This window comes from Alteromonas sp. H39 (assembly GCF_047556435.1).
GTDB lineage: Bacteria > Pseudomonadota > Gammaproteobacteria > Enterobacterales > Alteromonadaceae > Alteromonas.
In genome coordinates, this window is the sequence record NZ_CP180210.1 from 3,713,742 (window position 1) to 3,730,469 (window position 16,728).

Here is a 16,728-nt window from a genome sequence, read left to right on the forward strand (position 1 = left end):
ATGAGCACCGGTAGCAAAAAACTGGTAGGCGCGATTGAATTATGCGACCTGCCCGAGCTGGAAATCTCTCAACTCAACGTCCGCGTAGACACTGGCGCCGCCACATCTTCGCTTCATGTCGATAATATTGAGGAATTTGAAAAGTTTGGTGAGACCTGGATCCGCTTTGATATTCATCCGGATATACATAATGTAGAAAGAGTCGTGCGACGGGAAGCCCCTGTCGTAGGTAAGAAGCAGGTGAAAAGTTCTACCGCGACGCGAGAAAAGCGTTACGTTATTGATACGCCCATCGTCATGGATGATATGCGCTGGACCATTCAGCTAACGCTCACGGACAGATCAGAAATGACTTACCTCATGTTACTGGGACGTGAAGCGATGAATGGACGTCTGGTTGTCGATCCTGAGTTTGAATATCTGTTAACCGGGAAAGATTAACGAAACTCGTATGCAAAGAATCTGTCTGGCAAGATGCGCAACGGTTATTGCGGTGCTGATAAGTCTGTTTATCAGCGCGGTCGCTGTCGCGCAGGAAGTCAGCAAAGAAAAAGAGCAGGAAACTTATCGAATCATCCGGATACCTCAGGTATTTGGTGGAACAGATCCGCTTTACAACTATGTCAAAACCCTTCTGCAAATGGCCCTGGATTCCAATGCTGACCAGTACGGAAAGGTAAAACTATTACCCAATGAACGCGGAACGGTTCAGGAGCGTCAACTCCGTAACCTGGATAATCGTCTTTTGGATGTTACCTGGAGCGTGACTACAGCGGAGCGAGAAAATCTACATAAAGCCGTTCGGATCCCCCTCACAGCAGGGCTATTTGGGCAACGACTGCTGCTTATTCGTGAAGGTGATCTCCGCTTCAATTCGGTGATATCGCTGAACACATTAAAACAATATCGTGCGGTCCAGGGACAGGACTGGCCTGATACACGATTATATCGTTATCATGGTTTTTCCGTACTGGAGTCGACGTATCAGGCATCATTCAAAGTATTGGCCGAAGGGTTTGCAGACTATTATCCCCGTGGCATTCTGGAAGTCGATTACGAACTTGAATACGCCAAAGACCTTCCCATAGCACTTGAAAAACACTTGCTAATTCGCTACCCCAGCGCCATGTTTTTCTTTGTCAGTCGGGACAATCACGCGCTGGCATATCGTATTGAGCAGGGCTTAATCAGCCTACTGGAAAGCGGCGAATTTCAGTCATTACTCGAGTCACAGCCTTTCTATCAATCCAGTGCCGCGCGCGCGAAAGGGCGCCATGTCCTGGAGCTTACCAACCCTATGCTCAGTAATGAATCCCACCAGGCAATGGAAGACTACCTGCCTTATTTCAATATTACGAATTAGGTACGTTACCGCAAAGCTAAACCGGCTTACCGGTTAATCAGCTGATTTTCTCATATCACAGCCAGGGGCGCGCCTTTCCGTTTACGCCACATCGGCACTTGCGTATGCAAAGCGACAACACGGCGTGACCATAGCAATGTCGGTGATATTCGCGAAGTAACGTGTCATAGTCTACCTTTTAGCACTATGGAGCTTGTTTATAACGGACTAGTCAATGAGGCAACCATCTATGTTGTGTAAGATGACAATGTCACAACCACGTATTTCGTTACTGATGCTGTTTTTTATTGTCGTGTCTCCCGCCGCGGTTCTCGCCGACGAAAGCAGTCAACCTGCTGTGCAAAGGTTATCCATTCCCCATCAGGTAGACACTACGTATGGGATCCATAATTACATTGTGGAAGTCCTGACACGTGCGCTCGCCCTCACAGAGCAAGAATACGGTCCTTTTTTGCTTGTTGGCGAACAGGAGGCAGCTGTGCAGTCTCGACAATTACGTAATCTCGAAGAGGGAGTAAGTGACATAATCTGGATGATAAGCGACAGAGACAGAGAACAACAATCTCGTGCTATCCCTATTCCAATCATTGGCGGCTTTTACGGATATCGGGTGTTATTGGTCAGGGAGCATGATAACCGTTTTCTTCGTTCGCCAAAGCTACCCGAACTGCGTCAGCTTCTCTATGCACAAGGCGCTGACTGGCCGGATACGCGGATCCTGATAAATAACGACTTTAACGTAGAAATGGTCACTTACAAGGCAGGCTTTCGCATGCTCCAGAGAGGGTTTGTTGATGCGTATCCCAGAGCCGTGCACGAAGCCCTTTTTGAACTTACACAACCCATTACCGACAACCTGACAATCGAGCCCTACACGTTGATGGTATATCCGAACCCGCTGTTTTTTTATGTTGCGTCATGGAATACTGAACTGGCCGACAGACTGGAAAGCGGACTGAAAATAATGGTGAGAAGCGGTGAATTACAATCGCGGCTGGAGTCGCAGGCTTTTTACCAGACCGCTTATGATGTTCTGGCAGGGCGAACTATCTATAAATTGCACAATCCGATCCTTAGCGATACCGCCAGAGTCGCTGTAGAACAATATCTCGATTTTGATGAAGTGCTGGAATATGTCAGCAACTCAACAGTGAAGAAAACGCCCCGCAAGGCTTTCAGTCAAAGCAGTAGCGGCAAGTAAATGCACTTCAGCACGTACTATAACAACCATCAGGTATGCGTTTAAACCAGCACAACCGCTGTGATTAGTCACTGTCTGCATACCCCAGCGGCAACAGAAGTATTCGCCCCTTACCTTGAATCTGTTTATCCTGGTTTAATGCTTATGCAGCAGCCGGCCCGTGTTGTGCCAGGTAATTTCAAATGAGCGAGATGTAGTGGGCCTGGATAAGTGAATAGGTGGGCCGTATAGCGCATATCTGGCCACTGGCCGACAGTGGAAGGGGCCGGTGCGTCATATTTCCGCGCTATCAGCGCTTATCTGGATTACCCAACTATGCGACTTCTTGCTTGTATCGGGTAGTTTTAGCGATCAGCATTAATAATGAACCAAGATAAACAGGCTCTAGCTGTGTGCGCTGGCTGGCGGTTCCAACTCCAGTTGCGACGCTATCAATACTGCCTGAGTACGGTTGTTAATTCCTAATTTCTTAAAAATTGCCGTTACATGGGCTTTCACCGTCGCCTCAGCAATATCCAGATTATAGCCTATTTGCTTATTCAACAAACCGTCGCGCATAAAGCACAACACTTTATACTGTGATGGCGTCAGTGAAGCCACTTTGTCAGCCAATTCAGAGAAGGCTTCATCAATCTCTTCAATGTCTTCGCTGACCGAGGCCGGCACCCAGATATCGCCATCCAGAATGGCTTTAACTGCGTTTGCGATATCTCCGGAACTGGCGGTTTTGGGTATAAAACCCAACGCGCCAACGCCGACGATTTTGGAAATTATGGTAGGATCTTCAGTGCCAGACACCACCGCGACAGGCAGGTCTGGATAGAGCTTACGAATATGTAATAAGCCGAACAGGTCATTACTGCCCGGCATATGTAAATCCAGTAACAGCAAGTCGATATCCTCACTTTCGAGAATACCGACTGTAGTATTCAGATCGCCTGCTTCGCGAAGCAGGAGATCCGGAAACGTCAATGATAACGCTCCTCTAAGTGCATCCCGGTAAAGAGGGTGATCGTCAGCAATCAGCAAGGTTATCATTATTCGTTGTTATTCCTGTTACTTGTTCAGACGCTCCTCAATCAGTGTATCAACAACTGACGGATCCGCCAATGTTGAGGTGTCACCTAACTGATCGTGCTCATTGGCCGCAATTTTGCGCAAAATGCGGCGCATGATCTTACCAGAACGGGTTTTCGGCAAGCCGCTGGACCACTGGATCATGTCCGGTGTGGCAATTGGACTTAGCTCAGTACGCACCCAGGCACGCAGTTCTTTGGTAAGTTCATCATCCGGGGTAATGCCTTCATTAGGCGTCACATATACGTAAATCCCCTGCCCTTTGATATCGTGCGGATAACCAACAACAGCGGCTTCTGCCACTTTAGGGTGGGCCACCAGCGCACTCTCGATTTCAGCAGTACCCAGTCGGTGACCTGACACATTCAGAACATCATCGACGCGCCCAGTGATCCAGTAGTAACCGTCCTCATCACGGCGAGCTCCGTCACCGGTAAAGTACACACCTTTATACGCACTGAAGTACGTATTAATGAAACGCTCATGATCCCCATACACCGTACGTGCCTGACTTGGCCAGCTGTCTTTGATGACCAGATTCCCTTCAGCAGCGCCTTCCAGCTCTTTGCCATCGGCATCAAACAGTGCTGGCTCAATACCAAAGAACGGACGCGATGCGGAACCAGGCTTAAGCGGCGTCGCGCCTGGCATTGGCGTAATCATCATGCCGCCGGTTTCGGTTTGCCACCAGGTATCCATGATCGGACAGCGGCCCTCGCCCAGTACGCGGTGGTACCACTCCCAGGCTTCCGGATTAATAGGCTCGCCTACGGAACCTAACAGACGCAAGCTGGATAAATCACATCCTTCAGCCGGTGCGTCACCGTGGGCCATCAACGCGCGAATTGCGGTAGGCGCAGTATACAGGCTGTTAACCTTGTACTTTTCTACGACCTGCGCAATACGTCTTACGTCAGGGTACGTCGGCACACCTTCAAAGAAGACCTGTGACGCACCGTTTATCAGCGGGCCGTAAACCATGTAACTGTGCCCCGTGATCCAGCCCACATCTGCGGTACACCAGTACACATCATCATCGCGATAATCGAAGGCATACTTAAATGTCATGGAGGTATAAAGCAGGTAGCCGCCAGTGGTATGTACTACGCCCTTAGGCGTACCGGTAGAACCCGATGTGTACAGAATAAATAATGGATCTTCCGCGTTCATTACTTCGGGTTCACACTGAGCAGAGCAATCCTCCACCAGCTTATCCCACCACACATCTACATCACTGTTCCAGTTAACATCTCCACCAGTGAGTTTATACACCAGAGAACTGGTAATTGAAGGGCACGCACCATTCGCTAATGCTTTATCCACGTTGGCTTTCAACGGCACACTGCGACCAGCTCGACGGCCTTCATCGCAGGTAATAATGACTTTCGCTGAACTGTCGTTAATGCGATCGGCAATCGCGTTGGGTGAGAAGCCACCAAAGATAACCGAGTGTACTGCGCCGATACGGGCGCAAGCGAGCATGGCATATGCGGCCTGGGGCACCATTGGCATGTAAACTGCGACGCGATCGCCTTTTTTAACACCCAGCTTTTTCAGACCATTCGCCAGCTTACACACTTCATAATGCAGTTGCTGATACGTGATGGTTTCATCATTCCCCGGTGAGTCGCCTTCCCAGTAAATTGCCGTCTTTTTGGCATTTTCCGCCAGATGGCGATCAATGCAATTGTAGCTGGCATTAATTTCACCGTCCTCAAACCACTTAATTGAGACATCATTGTCGCCAAAATGCGTGTTTTTAATTTTTGTTGGCGACGTGTACCAGTCCAGAGTTCCGGCATACTCAGCCCAGAAGCCTTCCGGATCTGACACGGACTGCTGATACATCGATTCATACTGCTCAGCCGTGAGGTGGGTGTTTTTCTTAATTGCCTCGGGTACTGGATACGTCTTACTGGCAGTCATAATTAGTGCCTCCGCTTTCGAAATCTTGAATTGTAATCCTGATGGTAAACCAATGTAGTCTTTCCTCAACAAAGCAAAATGAGACTTTGGTCTTAACGAAACACCTGTGCGACGCTTTTAGTATTCAGGGCTAGCACAGGTTTTACACCACATTGCGAATGGTTTATGCGACTCGCGCATTTCATGTCTTTACACATATTGGCAAAAAAACGGTTCACTCGCGCAGGTAACTATGAGGTAATCCGTGCCCGATAATTACGCCACAACGAAATATACAGTACGTCGCATGATCATCCCTGCGCCCCTCGGCATTCGCCGCAAACGCACCTACATGCTTGTGCACGTCGTGTAAATACGGCGCCTTGAACTGTATATCGGCATCAGGTTGATAAGACTTTCGTCTTATAGACCATCCGCTTATTTGCAATTCGTAGTTTGTCAGCCAAATTATCGTTTGTTAACTGCGAATTTACACTTTCTTAACCTGAAACACTGGGACGGACAACATTATGAGAAACACCATCAAAAAAACCACGCTCGCGGTATCCCTCGGTTTAGCTGGCATTGTCAGCACCTCGGCTGCACACGCCGACGTATTAGAAGACACCAATGTGCAATTTTCCGGCTACATCAAAGCCGACGCTATGTTTAGCAATTATTCAGAAGGTACGCTGGGTTCAGGCAGCATTGGTCGCGATTTTTACATCCCCTCTCTAACCCCGGTTTCAGGTAACGATGAAGGTTCGCAGTTCGACGCCCATATTCGCCAGTCTCGTTTCCGCTTCACAACCAACACGCCAACTGAAAATGGTGATACTATTACCGGCGTGCTGGAACTTGATTTTATCGTTACCGACGGTGGAGATGAACGGATCAGTAACTCTTATACTCCACGCGTGCGCCATGCATTCCTGAAATACAAGAACTGGTTAGTAGGCCAAACCTGGACCACGTTTATGGACGTGGCGACCCTCCCGGAGTCACTGGACTTCATCGGTGTTACTGATGGCACCATCTTTGGACGTCAAACCATGGTCCGCTACTCGAATAATGGATTTGAAGTAGCACTGGAGAACCCGGAAACCACGGTGACACCCTTTGGCGGTGGTGGTCGTATTGTTGCCGATGACAACGCCGTCCCCGATTTTATCGCCGCTTACACCGCAACACGCGACTGGGGTCACTTTAAAGTTGCCGGCCTGATTCGTCAGTTATCCTATGATGATGGCGCAGGTATAGACGCTGATGAAACAGGCTATGGGATTTCCGTGTCAGGTAAAATAAATTTAGATAACGGGGACGATATTCGCCTGTTATTCAACACCGGCTCAGGAATTGGTCGCTATACCGCGTTGAACGCGCATAACGGTGCTGTAATTGATGCGAATGGCGATCTGGAAGCGATCGATTCCTACGGCTACACCCTGGCATACCGTCATGTGTGGAATCCGAAAACCCGCAGTAATTTTATGTTCTCCGCACTGGAAGTCGATAACGATACTGCATTAACCGGTGTAGGCGTAACACAAAGCACTTACAGTGCTCGCGCCAACGTACTGTACTCACCAACAAAAGCGCTTACCTTCGGTGCGGAATATGCGTTTGCGCACCGCGAAACCGAAGCGGATTTGGAAGGCGACATGAACCGCGTCCAGTTCTCAGCTAAATACGCTTTCTAAAGTAGTCACAATATCTCCAGGCCACCTTTCGGTGGCCTTTTTTGTTTGCCGCCACACCTGCACAGTACACCGCAAATATTTTTTCTTTTCTGAGACGGTGTGCATACACACTATTTGTGTGCATTTATTAATCTGAAAAAATCGCTTCGGGCTTGATACAACGGGTTATCCAGCGCTTTAGTCACCTGTTTTTCATAAGCCCTGTACGACATCGTTTCAGGGAGTCTCGCATGCAAACGCAAAATTAATGCATACGTATTCACATTGTTTACAATTTATTCACATTCTAGGGTGTGTACTGTGGTTAAGCATTCATAGAAATGTCAGCCAGACAATCTCATGATGAATATTTGCACCGGCGTCAAAGGAAAGGAATTGCTGCGCCAATTGCAGGTTGACGTCTTGATACCTTATGACAATACGGGACACCCAATTATGAAAACATCTATTATGACCGGAGCGTTACTCGGTGCCGGCATGCTGGTTAGCGCCCCTGCCGCTGCTGCCGCCCCCACAACTTTTGTTCACCTGTTTGAGTGGAACTGGCAGGACATCGCGACAGAATGCGAAACCCACCTTGGGCCAAAAGGTTTTGCCGCAGTTCAGGTCTCTCCGCCGAATGAGCATATCGACGTGTCTGAATGGTGGGCACGCTACCAACCAGTAAGCTATGTACTGGAAAGCCGCGGCGGCACGCGCAGTGAGTTTATCGATATGGTAGAGAGATGTGACGCCGTGGGCGTGGATATCTATGTAGACGCCATTATCAACCATATGGCGTCTGGCAGCGGCACAGGTACCGCTGGCAATACCTTCGGCAATAAGTCCTATCCGATGTATTCGCCGCAGGACTTTCATAGCACCTGCGCCATTACAGATTATGGCAATCGCTGGCAGGTACAAAACTGTGAGCTGGTTGGTCTTGCCGACCTGAACACTGCTGACAACTACGTACAGTCTACACTGGCAGCCTATATGAACGACCTTATCAATATTGGTGTTGCAGGTTTCCGACTGGATGCCTCCAAGCATATGGCTGCCTCAGACATTGATGGCGTGCTGCAGAGACTTAACGGTAACCCACTCATTTTTCAGGAAGTGATTGACCAGGGGGGTGAAGCGATCGGGGCCTCTGAATATTTTGGTAACGGCCTGGTGACGGAATTTAAATACTCGGTCGAAATTGGCAATACTTTCAGAAATGGCTCGCTGTCCTGGCTTAGCAATTTTGGCGAAGCATGGGGCTTTATGCCCAGTTATCAGGCTGTAGTCTTCATAGACAATCACGACAACCAACGCGGCCATGGCGGTGGCGGCAATGTCATTACCTTTGAGGATGGCAGACTTTACGATCTGGCAAATGTGTTCATGCTGGCGTGGCCTTATGGCTACCCTAAAGTGATGTCCAGCTATGACTTTCACGGTGATACTGACGCGGGCCCCCCTGCGGTCCCGGTTCACAACAATGGGAATCTGGAGTGCTTCGCAAGCAACTGGAAGTGCGAACATCGCTGGAGTTACATAGCGGGAGGCGTAGACTTCAGAAACAACACGGCTGATAACTTCACAGTGACGGACTGGTGGAGCAATGGCGGCAATCAAATTGCTTTTGGCCGGGCAGACAGTGGTTTTGTTGCGATAAACAAAGAAGCTTATGCGTTAAACACCACGCTACAAACGTCTATGGCGCCCGGACAATATTGTGACGTATTAAGCGGTGAGCTGAACGCAGCTGGCGACGGCTGTACGGGCAACACACTTACGGTAGACAGCAGTGGCGCAGTGACTGTCGCGATTCCCTCCTGGGAAGCGGTAGCCATTCACAAAAACGCCAGGATAACGACAACACCTACCTCTGCAGACTGGCAACGCACCCTGATCTTTATTGAAGCCCAAACCGCCAGTGGTCAGGATATGTTTGTCAGAGGGGGGATTGATCACGATTACGCGGCTGCTAACCTTGGCCGAAACTGCACCAGCACCAACTACGCCTGCGCCATCCCTGTTGTTCACAACAATTTGCGTAACGCGACGACAGCGCCGTGGAAAGCCAATGATAACTATCTGGACTGGTATGGCATCGAGGCGTCGCAAAGCACTGAAGCAGAAGGCAGTGCGCTCGACTGGACCACGGACACCTGGCCTGCCGGCTGGGGTCCGTTAAAAACGGTTGCAAACGATGGCTATGGAGAAACCCCTTTCAATACCTGGGGATCACACTACTGGATGCTGGATGTGCAGATGGACTGCAGCAAAACTGTCAATGGCTGGTTCGAGCTCAAAGCCTTCGTCAAAAACGGACAGGGCTGGGAAGGCGATATCACTCAGAACGCCACGCCATATTCATCTACCAACCATATGGCACAGTGCGGGAAAAAGAATAGGTTTCGCTTTGGTCAGAACGATGCCGCTATAACTGCACTTTAATGTAAAGGGTGAGTATGTCTTCGTGCATGCTCACTATGTTTATCTGAATACGCGGGCCGCTTATTCTTAACCGGCCCGCTTTTCATTACCAGGTCGATGCCATAATCACACTCAACGGCAACGCAAAAAAGAGACCTCCCACGTAGGCCGCACCGTAAAATTTTCTTCGCGCAGTGATCACAGACAAACCGTAAGACAAGTTAAGTGGAATATTGCGCAAAAAAGGTACGCCATAAATCACCGCTACGCCCAGAACGTTATACAGCAAATGAACCAGCGCAATTTGTAATGCAAACCCACTGTTCATTCCGGTCACCCCAAGCGCGGCAATAAGCGCAGTGATACAGGTGCCGATATTAGCGCCCAATGTGAAAGGATAGATATCTCGCGCAGATAATATTCCACTACCCACCAATGGCACGATCAGTGATGTTGTGGTGGAAGAGGATTGCACCAATACCGTTACCACCGTACCTGAAGCAATACCTGAAAGCGGTCCTCTGCCAATACTTTTGTGCAGGATCTCTTTGGCTTTCCCCACCATAAGGCGCTTCATGATTCGCCCCAGCCAGGTAATAGAGAGCATGATCAGTGAAATTCCCAGTAAAATCGCTACAAGCCCAGGGTAAATCCCCGGCAAAAATGCCAGTCCCCCAAGTATTGCGTCCGTCAGCGGTTGTGTCATCGCTTTGATAGGGTTAACACCACTTCCAGTGAGTGCTTCTCCGGTATGGAGGATATCAACGATGAACCCGCTCATCTTTTCCAGTAAACCAAAAGCCATTTCCAGTGGCAAAAAGATAACGACACTGAGCACATTGAAAAAATCATGGATCGTCGCGGCATTAAACGCGCGCTGAAATTCATCCTTGCGGGCGATGTGTCCCAGACTCACTAAGGTATTGGTAACACTGGTGCCAATATTCGCCCCCATCATCATTGGGATGGCGATGGTAATAGGAAGCCCGCCTGCCACCATACCAACAATGATAGACGTTACGGTACTGGAAGACTGGATCAGCGCAGTTGCTACCATGCCAATGATTAGGCCAAGCACCGGATTAGACGCAAACGCAAAGAGCTCTTTGGCGTGATCGCCTGCGGCCAGTTTGAAACCTGAACCAATCATGCTGACTGCCAGCAGCATCAAATACACCATTGCGACTAAAAACAGCCATTGAACAGCGCGTGGACTTGATGGCAGCAGCTCAGTGACTTTTGCGTTATCTGAAGACACTGTCATAGGAATTCCTCAAATGCGTTACCGGTAAATCCTATGACAGCTATATGACAGGCTAATGACGGCATGCTCGCAAACCGTCACAAAAAATTATGGTGAAGATTGGCGCAGGCACCAATACACAGATCAGAATCCGGCAGGATAGCGACGCATTACCGTCTCAATTTGTCGTAATATGGCATCGTCCAGTGGCATAGAGAACGCCGCCACGTTTTCTTTGAGCTGCGCCATCGTAGTGGCACCAATGATAGTCGAGGTGACTCCCGGTACCTGCTGACACCACGCAAGCGCTAGCTGGGCGGGTGTTAGCTTAGCTCGTTGCGCCACTTCCATATACTGGCGGGTGGCTTCCTGCGCGGGATCTTTATCTCTGAAAAGCCCCTGACGCTGTACATAGGTCCAGCGCGACCCTTTTGGCCGGGCACCATCGAGATACTTTCCGCTCAGCATGCCTGTGGCCAGTGGCGACCAGGGCAGATAAGCAATGTCTTCCAGCGCGCACATTTCTATTAAGTAGGGCCAGTCTTTGGTATGCAGCAGACTAAACTCATTTTGTATTGAGACCGGCTTAGGGATATCCATGTCCTGGCATAAGCGAAGGAAGGTGTGGATTCCCCATGGCGTATCATCGGATAGCCCCCAGTGACGAATCTTTCCATCCACCATAGCCTGGTTGATTCCGTTGAGAATATCTCGCATGCCGTCGACTTCACGCTCGCGGTTAACACCGCATGGGTTCGTCTTTCCCGGCCAGTGCTTGCCAAAATGTGGCGTTGACCGGTTAGGCCAGTGCAGCTGATAGACATCGATTACATCAGTATGCAGGCGCTTGAGCGACGCATCCAGTGCCTGCGTCAGTGAAGCCGCTGAAATCTCGCTGCCCTCTCGAATATAGCTGAATCCGCTGCCAGCGACTTTCGTCATCAGCACCATGTCCCGGCGCTTTTCCGGGAACCGGCGTAGATAGTCGCCAATACACCGCTCGGTATCACCATAGGTTTGCTCGTTCGGTGGTACCGGATACATTTCCGCGGTATCAATAAAGTTGATACCGGCATCCAGCGCGAAATTGAGCTGGTCGTCGGCGTCTGCCTGAGTATTCTGAATGCCCCAGGTCATGGTACCCAGGCAAATATCTGAAACGTTAAGATCGCTGCTTCCAAGAGTGTGGTAATGCATAGGTATTAAATCGCTTTTCCTGTATGACGCTCTGGCAGGTTTTCCCGGGCGCAGGCCAGCTCAGCTTCCGCATTTGCCAACTTATGTTCGATGTCCCGTCTGGACTCGACCATCTCATTTGCCAGTTCTGCCAGTGACTTAAATTCGGCAAACCCCAATTGTCTGGGGTCCATTTTCTGATATTGTCGCTTACAGCGATAAAAGAACATGACAAAGTTAGCAAATGCGCGATGAAATGTCGCAAAACTCTTGACCAAAATAAGCAGCAGCGCGACAGACGTCAGTCCGGCAATCGTCAGGCTGTATATTTTTACCTGTTGCTGCTGTTTTTCAAGTATCGGCTGCAGCGCCTGATCGATGCGTTGCAGCAGCGCTTCCACATGGTGAGCCTGCCGGCGAAACTGCCCGCGAAGCCCATCATTATGCGTCACCCCGAGTGTGTGATAAGCATCGGCAAGGTGGGAAAATGTATTGCGGTATTCCTGCAGCATCATGGTTACCGCTGTGTCGGATTCCAGGCGATCTGCCAGTTTGGATAACGCCTGATCCGCTTTTTCCCGATAAAAGCTGTCGCGCGATAACTGGTAATTTCTAACTGCCAGCCTGGCTTCATCGAACTGTGTACGAGTTACCGAACCGTAGCCGAAGTCGGGCTGTCTTAACAATTTCTGCTCGGTGTTGGACAAGGCATAGAGCTGCCCCTGTACTGGCGATAACCCAATTTGCGTTTGCAGGCTCACTACCTGCTGAAATAATTGCTGATACTGATACAGCCCTTTGGCAAGCTGAGTCGCCTGCTCCTGCGGAAGCTCGTAAGTGGCAAATAACGGCGTTATTGTCTGAAGCCGGCCGTTCAGTGTGTCTGCCCGCTCACTGAAACGTTCAAAGTAGCGAGGATTGTGCCGCAACAGAAAGTCCTTTTCGTGGCGGCGCATTTGCAGTAAATCCTGCCCCATTCTGAGCAACTGGCTTTGTTGCTGTTGCAGTCGGTATTGCTGTTCAGAAAAATAATGCTGACTCCCCACCAACAACCCCATTCCCAGCACACAAACACAGGTCATCAAAGCAAGCCGGGATTTAATCGAGTCAAAACGCATAACCAGGACACTCAATAGCAAATCAGAGAGGCAGGCTACCGCAGTTATATGACCTTAATGTTTCAATGAGGCCGCTGCCATAAACACAGAAGTAGTGCATTTATGAACATATACAGTGATGACATTTTGCTGCTCGATTTGAGCAGGGCTTGAGAAATGCCGAATCTACTGTTATTCGAACACAGCAGACCGGCGTCAGAAAAATACCTGTGACATGATTTATAAAAAAACAGCGCCGAGTGTTAATCCCATCACAAATGTCGCGCTGCCAAGCAGAATAAGGTGGGTTACGGAAACACTGCTGTGCGCGTGCTTCACGCCTCCATCGGCAAGTAAGGCAACATATTCAACCGAAAACGCCACCGCCAGAGACTGCGTGGTTTCCATCGACGCAATACCGGTTTTCTCGGCGCGCTGCACAGTGCGTACAGAGATGTCACAAAGCGCGGCAACATGCTCCTGAGTCCAGCCTCGTTGCTGTCGCTTTTGTTTTATAATGTCGGCGTTTAGAAGCATCAGGCACCTCCGAAAAATGAGGCGGCCAGATAACCCACAACCAGTCCAGCCACTCCTGAGCCAATCATGACTGCTGTTAATTCTCGCGCATTCATACCGTTAGATAACGCTTCACTCACCTCATAAACTACCTTTTCACCACAACGAACTTCTAAAAATACCTCTTTTAGTTTATTGCGGCTGCCGAACGTGAGAGCGAGGGTATCACCTTCGACGACGATTTCATGAGTTGAAGACATGGCGAAACCGTTTTGGTTAATTACCAGTTCATCGTCTACCCAGACTTTTTCTTTGAACGACCAGCTGGCATTGTGAACGACAACCTGATGCCCTTTGTACATAAACGGCATGAACAGGCCATCACGATAGGAAAAGCTAACCGGGTTGTTATATTGTGTTGTCATGTAAAACTCCATGTGTGTGATTAGGCCCTACGATGACCTCTCACACACCTTTACACCATGTCATAAATACGACTGTCGCCCCCGTGACAGGGCGTGTCATGTTACTGTCAGGCCTTATTATACCGGACACAGGCAATGATAAGAGACTGTGTGCTAAAGACTTCTTAATTGGCGATGATACCGTTGAGAAAAGGTCTTTAGCATCCATGCACAGAAGATTCATGCAACGCTACGTTCTGTTATTTTTCACTTCGGTAACCCTGCCGATAAGCCCGAAGAGTTTTGATTTCTCCACGGGCTTTGACAAAAACTCATTCATCCCGGCATCGAGGCACTTCGCTCGGTCTTCGGCAAAGGCATTCGCCGTAAGCGCAATAATGGGGGTAGCAATGTTCATCTCTCTGATCCGGCGGGTCGCCTCGATGCCATCGACATGCGGCATTTGTAAATCCATCAAGATACAATCAAACGACGACAAACAACACGCATCCACCGCCTTCTGACCATCAGAAGCAAGAGTCACGTCGATATTCTCGCTTTCAAGCATCGACTTTACTACCTCTGCATTAATCTCGTTGTCTTCCGCCACCAAAATCCGCAAAGTAGACCACGTTTTCAATTCCGGTTCATTGTTTGCTGAGGAAAGCATCCTGCCCTGAATTTGCAAAATATCGTTTTCTAACGCATCACGTTGAAGTGGCTTTGTATGAGTGCGCCACAATAGCTCTCGAATCTCAGGCTCTGCCTCAAGATGTTCAAGCACAGCAGAAACGATGATGATATACGGAAGCCTCTCCTGGTACTTCTCCTTCAACATACGCACAGCCTCAACACCATCCATATTCGGCATGGAAAGATCCATCAGGATCAGATCAATCTGAGAGATGTCTTCCGATAGCAGCGCGGTTGCTGAATTGTAGACCACATATTGTGCTCCCAGGCCATCGAGAATGTGTGCGAGGTATTCCCGGCTGGTCTCCAGATCATCGACGATAGCGCAGGACAAGGTCACCTTGGGAAGAAAAGCTTTCGGCTCGCTCGCGCTCACCGTTACCGGCAGACTGAACGTAAACTCACTGCCCTTACCTGGCTCTGAGACCACAGAGAGCACCCCTTCCATCAGTTCACATAATTGTTTAGCGACACTCAGCCCTAGTCCGGTACCACCGTATAAACGTGTTGTAGACTGATCGGCCTGCTCAAATTTATTAAATATACGTTCAAGTTTTTCTTCGCTGATGCCTATTCCGGTATCAACCACACGACAGATAAGCCAGTGACGTTTGTTTTTCACTTTAAGTGCAACAAATAGAGATACGCTTCCGGTTTCCGTAAATTTCGCGGCGTTGCTCAGAAGGTTATGTAAAACCTGTGCGATCCGGGTTTCATCACCAATAATATTAACCGGAAGCGGCGTCTCTTTATGGAAGTGAAATGTGAGCCCTTTGCGCGTGCACGATATTGCCTGCAGCGTAACCACCTCGTCCAGAAGCTGATACAGATTGAATGTAGCATTAGAAATTGTCAGCTTACCTGCTTCTATTTTTGACAAGTCCAAGATGTCATTTATCAGCACCAGCAACTGCCGCCCCGAACTTTTGGCCTTATTGAGATATGCTTTACTTTTGTCCGGATTATCCAGAGCCAGTTCTATCATACCAAACAGACCATTCATTGGAGTGCGCAGCTCATGACTCATGCTCGCAAGAAACTCTGATTTAGCCAGGTTGGCACTTTCTGCTTTACGTTCGGCTTCCTGTGCAAGAGTAATAGACGATTGCATCTGCGTAAAAGAACGTGATATTTCCCGCTCCATAGGCCGGAAAATTAAAAACCACTCGCAGACCAGGAGCAGCAAGGTAATCCCCCAGAGGACCGCCTCAATCAGTGTGACAGCATTAACGCGCGCATTGGCCTCTGCTTCATATAGAGTCACAACATCGTTCAGCGAGATCAGCAGCGAGTTAGTGTTTTGTGGCTGAAATAGTTGCGGAACATCACCGCAGGGGCGTGAATTGATATAGGCGTAGCTGGCCGCAATATAGCGTTTCACACGCGTATCTAACGCGCTGTTGCCGTAGTATTTATTTGCGATAGCGGTAATATCAGAAATTATTGAAGTGAGGAACTGGTGATTGTCTGCAAACTGTTCAGTGGCTATTTTCAGTGCCTCATACTCGCTATCACGTTCCCCGCCACACATCGAAAGGCGGTTTACCGCTAGCGCGATGCGCTGTGAGAGCATGCGTTGTTGACCGGCGCGATTTATAATTTCAGCATCAGTTTTCTGTTCTTCAAAAAGCGACTGCAACAGCAGGGCAGACACAGAAACCATAGCGGCAATAAGTAATAACGCCAGAGTGTAGCGCAACCTGACAGACATATATTCACTTTATGTGCTCAGAAGATGTAGTCCTAACTGTACCGTAATCTGATTAAAACGCACGAATTCACCACCGCATAAATAGTGAATTCATATTGCCACTTCACGCGGGAAAACAGATTAAGCTGCATTTATTGAATAGAAAATATTGCGAGGGAACTGTGATACTTCGCAGGGGGGAAAACAAAAAAGGCCGCTTTCGCGACCTTTTTCTAAGATGACAGTGTGTCTTCTAA

At 49.1% G+C, this 16,728-nt stretch carries 13 protein-coding genes; 5 read left to right on the forward strand and 8 right to left on the reverse strand.

Annotation, left to right across the window (positions count from 1 at the left end; translation table 11 throughout):
- The 3 genes from ACLBLI_RS16190 to ACLBLI_RS16200 all read left to right on the forward strand — a co-directional run bounded on the left by ACLBLI_RS16190 (position 1) and on the right by ACLBLI_RS16200 (position 2,564).
- Positions 1-441, forward strand: a complete 441-nt coding sequence (locus ACLBLI_RS16190) for an ATP-dependent zinc protease (RefSeq protein WP_414828600.1) — start codon at positions 1-3, stop codon at positions 439-441.
- A 10-nt stretch (positions 442-451) separates the two neighbouring features.
- Positions 452-1,363: an amino acid ABC transporter substrate-binding protein gene (locus ACLBLI_RS16195; protein WP_414828601.1), complete on the forward strand. Its 912-nt coding sequence runs from the start codon at positions 452-454 to the stop codon at positions 1,361-1,363.
- A gap of 214 nt (positions 1,364-1,577) precedes the next feature.
- Positions 1,578-2,564: a hypothetical protein gene (locus ACLBLI_RS16200; protein WP_414828602.1), complete on the forward strand. Its 987-nt coding sequence runs from the start codon at positions 1,578-1,580 to the stop codon at positions 2,562-2,564.
- A 384-nt stretch (positions 2,565-2,948) separates the two neighbouring features.
- Here ACLBLI_RS16200 and ACLBLI_RS16205 read toward each other — a convergent pair whose 3' ends face one another.
- Together ACLBLI_RS16205 and acs are read right to left on the reverse strand one after the other, a co-directional pair.
- Positions 2,949-3,602, reverse strand: a complete 654-nt coding sequence (locus ACLBLI_RS16205) for a response regulator transcription factor (protein ID WP_414828603.1) — start codon at positions 3,600-3,602, stop codon at positions 2,949-2,951.
- Between the two features lie 18 nt (positions 3,603-3,620).
- On the reverse strand, positions 3,621-5,567 hold the full coding sequence (acs, locus tag ACLBLI_RS16210; protein ID WP_414828604.1) for an acetate--CoA ligase: 1,947 nt from the start codon (positions 5,565-5,567) through the stop codon (positions 3,621-3,623).
- A gap of 509 nt (positions 5,568-6,076) precedes the next feature.
- On the opposite strand from acs, the gene ACLBLI_RS16215 reads away from it, so the two are divergent.
- Positions 6,077-7,246, forward strand: a complete 1,170-nt coding sequence (locus tag ACLBLI_RS16215) for a DcaP family trimeric outer membrane transporter (RefSeq protein ID WP_414828605.1) — start codon at positions 6,077-6,079, stop codon at positions 7,244-7,246.
- Positions 7,247-7,681: 435 nt separating this feature from the next.
- Positions 7,682-9,673: an alpha-amylase gene (locus tag ACLBLI_RS16220; RefSeq protein ID WP_414828606.1), complete on the forward strand. Its 1,992-nt coding sequence runs from the start codon at positions 7,682-7,684 to the stop codon at positions 9,671-9,673.
- Positions 9,674-9,758: 85 nt separating this feature from the next.
- Here ACLBLI_RS16220 and ACLBLI_RS16225 read toward each other — a convergent pair whose 3' ends face one another.
- The 6 genes from ACLBLI_RS16225 to ACLBLI_RS16250 form a co-directional block, all read right to left on the reverse strand.
- Complete coding sequence (locus ACLBLI_RS16225; protein WP_414830985.1) at positions 9,759-10,832, reverse strand: Na/Pi symporter; 1,074 nt, start codon at positions 10,830-10,832, stop codon at positions 9,759-9,761.
- A gap of 207 nt (positions 10,833-11,039) precedes the next feature.
- A complete protein-coding gene (locus ACLBLI_RS16230; protein WP_414828607.1) occupies positions 11,040-12,092 on the reverse strand; it encodes an aldo/keto reductase in 1,053 nt (350 codons plus the stop codon).
- 5 nt (positions 12,093-12,097) lie between these two features.
- Positions 12,098-13,189 (reverse strand): chemotaxis protein, encoded by a 1,092-nt coding sequence (locus tag ACLBLI_RS16235; protein WP_414828608.1) that lies wholly within the window; start codon positions 13,187-13,189, stop codon positions 12,098-12,100.
- 219 nt (positions 13,190-13,408) lie between these two features.
- The gene (locus ACLBLI_RS16240) at positions 13,409-13,705 is read right to left on the reverse strand and encodes a helix-turn-helix domain-containing protein (protein ID WP_414828609.1); all 297 of its coding nucleotides are present in this window, start codon (positions 13,703-13,705) and stop codon (positions 13,409-13,411) included.
- Positions 13,705-14,109, reverse strand: a complete 405-nt coding sequence (locus ACLBLI_RS16245) for a hypothetical protein (RefSeq protein WP_414828610.1) — start codon at positions 14,107-14,109, stop codon at positions 13,705-13,707. Before ACLBLI_RS16245 ends, ACLBLI_RS16240 begins: the two co-directional genes overlap by 1 nt.
- A gap of 229 nt (positions 14,110-14,338) precedes the next feature.
- Positions 14,339-16,492 carry a response regulator gene (locus ACLBLI_RS16250; RefSeq protein ID WP_414828611.1) on the reverse strand — a complete coding sequence of 718 codons (2,154 nt, stop codon included), beginning with the start codon at positions 16,490-16,492 and terminating at the stop codon, positions 14,339-14,341.
- Between the last annotated feature and the right edge of the window lie 236 nt (positions 16,493-16,728).

What these genes read in the sequence shown, in the direction of transcription:
- ACLBLI_RS16190 (WP_414828600.1), top strand. Translation starts at nt 1, where the DNA reads ATGAGCACCGGTAGCAAAAAACTGGTAGGCGCGATTGAATTATGCGAC.
- ACLBLI_RS16195 (WP_414828601.1), top strand. Translation starts at nt 452, where the DNA reads ATGCAAAGAATCTGTCTGGCAAGATGCGCAACGGTTATTGCGGTGCTG.
- ACLBLI_RS16200 (WP_414828602.1), top strand. Translation starts at nt 1,578, where the DNA reads ATGAGGCAACCATCTATGTTGTGTAAGATGACAATGTCACAACCACGT.
- ACLBLI_RS16205 (WP_414828603.1), bottom strand. Translation starts at nt 3,602, where the DNA reads ATGATAACCTTGCTGATTGCTGACGATCACCCTCTTTACCGGGATGCA.
- acs (WP_414828604.1), bottom strand. Translation starts at nt 5,567, where the DNA reads ATGACTGCCAGTAAGACGTATCCAGTACCCGAGGCAATTAAGAAAAAC.
- ACLBLI_RS16215 (WP_414828605.1), top strand. Translation starts at nt 6,077, where the DNA reads ATGAGAAACACCATCAAAAAAACCACGCTCGCGGTATCCCTCGGTTTA.
- ACLBLI_RS16220 (WP_414828606.1), top strand. Translation starts at nt 7,682, where the DNA reads ATGAAAACATCTATTATGACCGGAGCGTTACTCGGTGCCGGCATGCTG.
- ACLBLI_RS16225 (WP_414830985.1), bottom strand. Translation starts at nt 10,832, where the DNA reads ATGGTGTATTTGATGCTGCTGGCAGTCAGCATGATTGGTTCAGGTTTC.
- ACLBLI_RS16230 (WP_414828607.1), bottom strand. Translation starts at nt 12,092, where the DNA reads ATGCATTACCACACTCTTGGAAGCAGCGATCTTAACGTTTCAGATATT.
- ACLBLI_RS16235 (WP_414828608.1), bottom strand. Translation starts at nt 13,189, where the DNA reads ATGCGTTTTGACTCGATTAAATCCCGGCTTGCTTTGATGACCTGTGTT.
- ACLBLI_RS16240 (WP_414828609.1), bottom strand. Translation starts at nt 13,705, where the DNA reads ATGCTTCTAAACGCCGACATTATAAAACAAAAGCGACAGCAACGAGGC.
- ACLBLI_RS16245 (WP_414828610.1), bottom strand. Translation starts at nt 14,109, where the DNA reads ATGACAACACAATATAACAACCCGGTTAGCTTTTCCTATCGTGATGGC.
- ACLBLI_RS16250 (WP_414828611.1), bottom strand. Translation starts at nt 16,492, where the DNA reads ATGTCTGTCAGGTTGCGCTACACTCTGGCGTTATTACTTATTGCCGCT.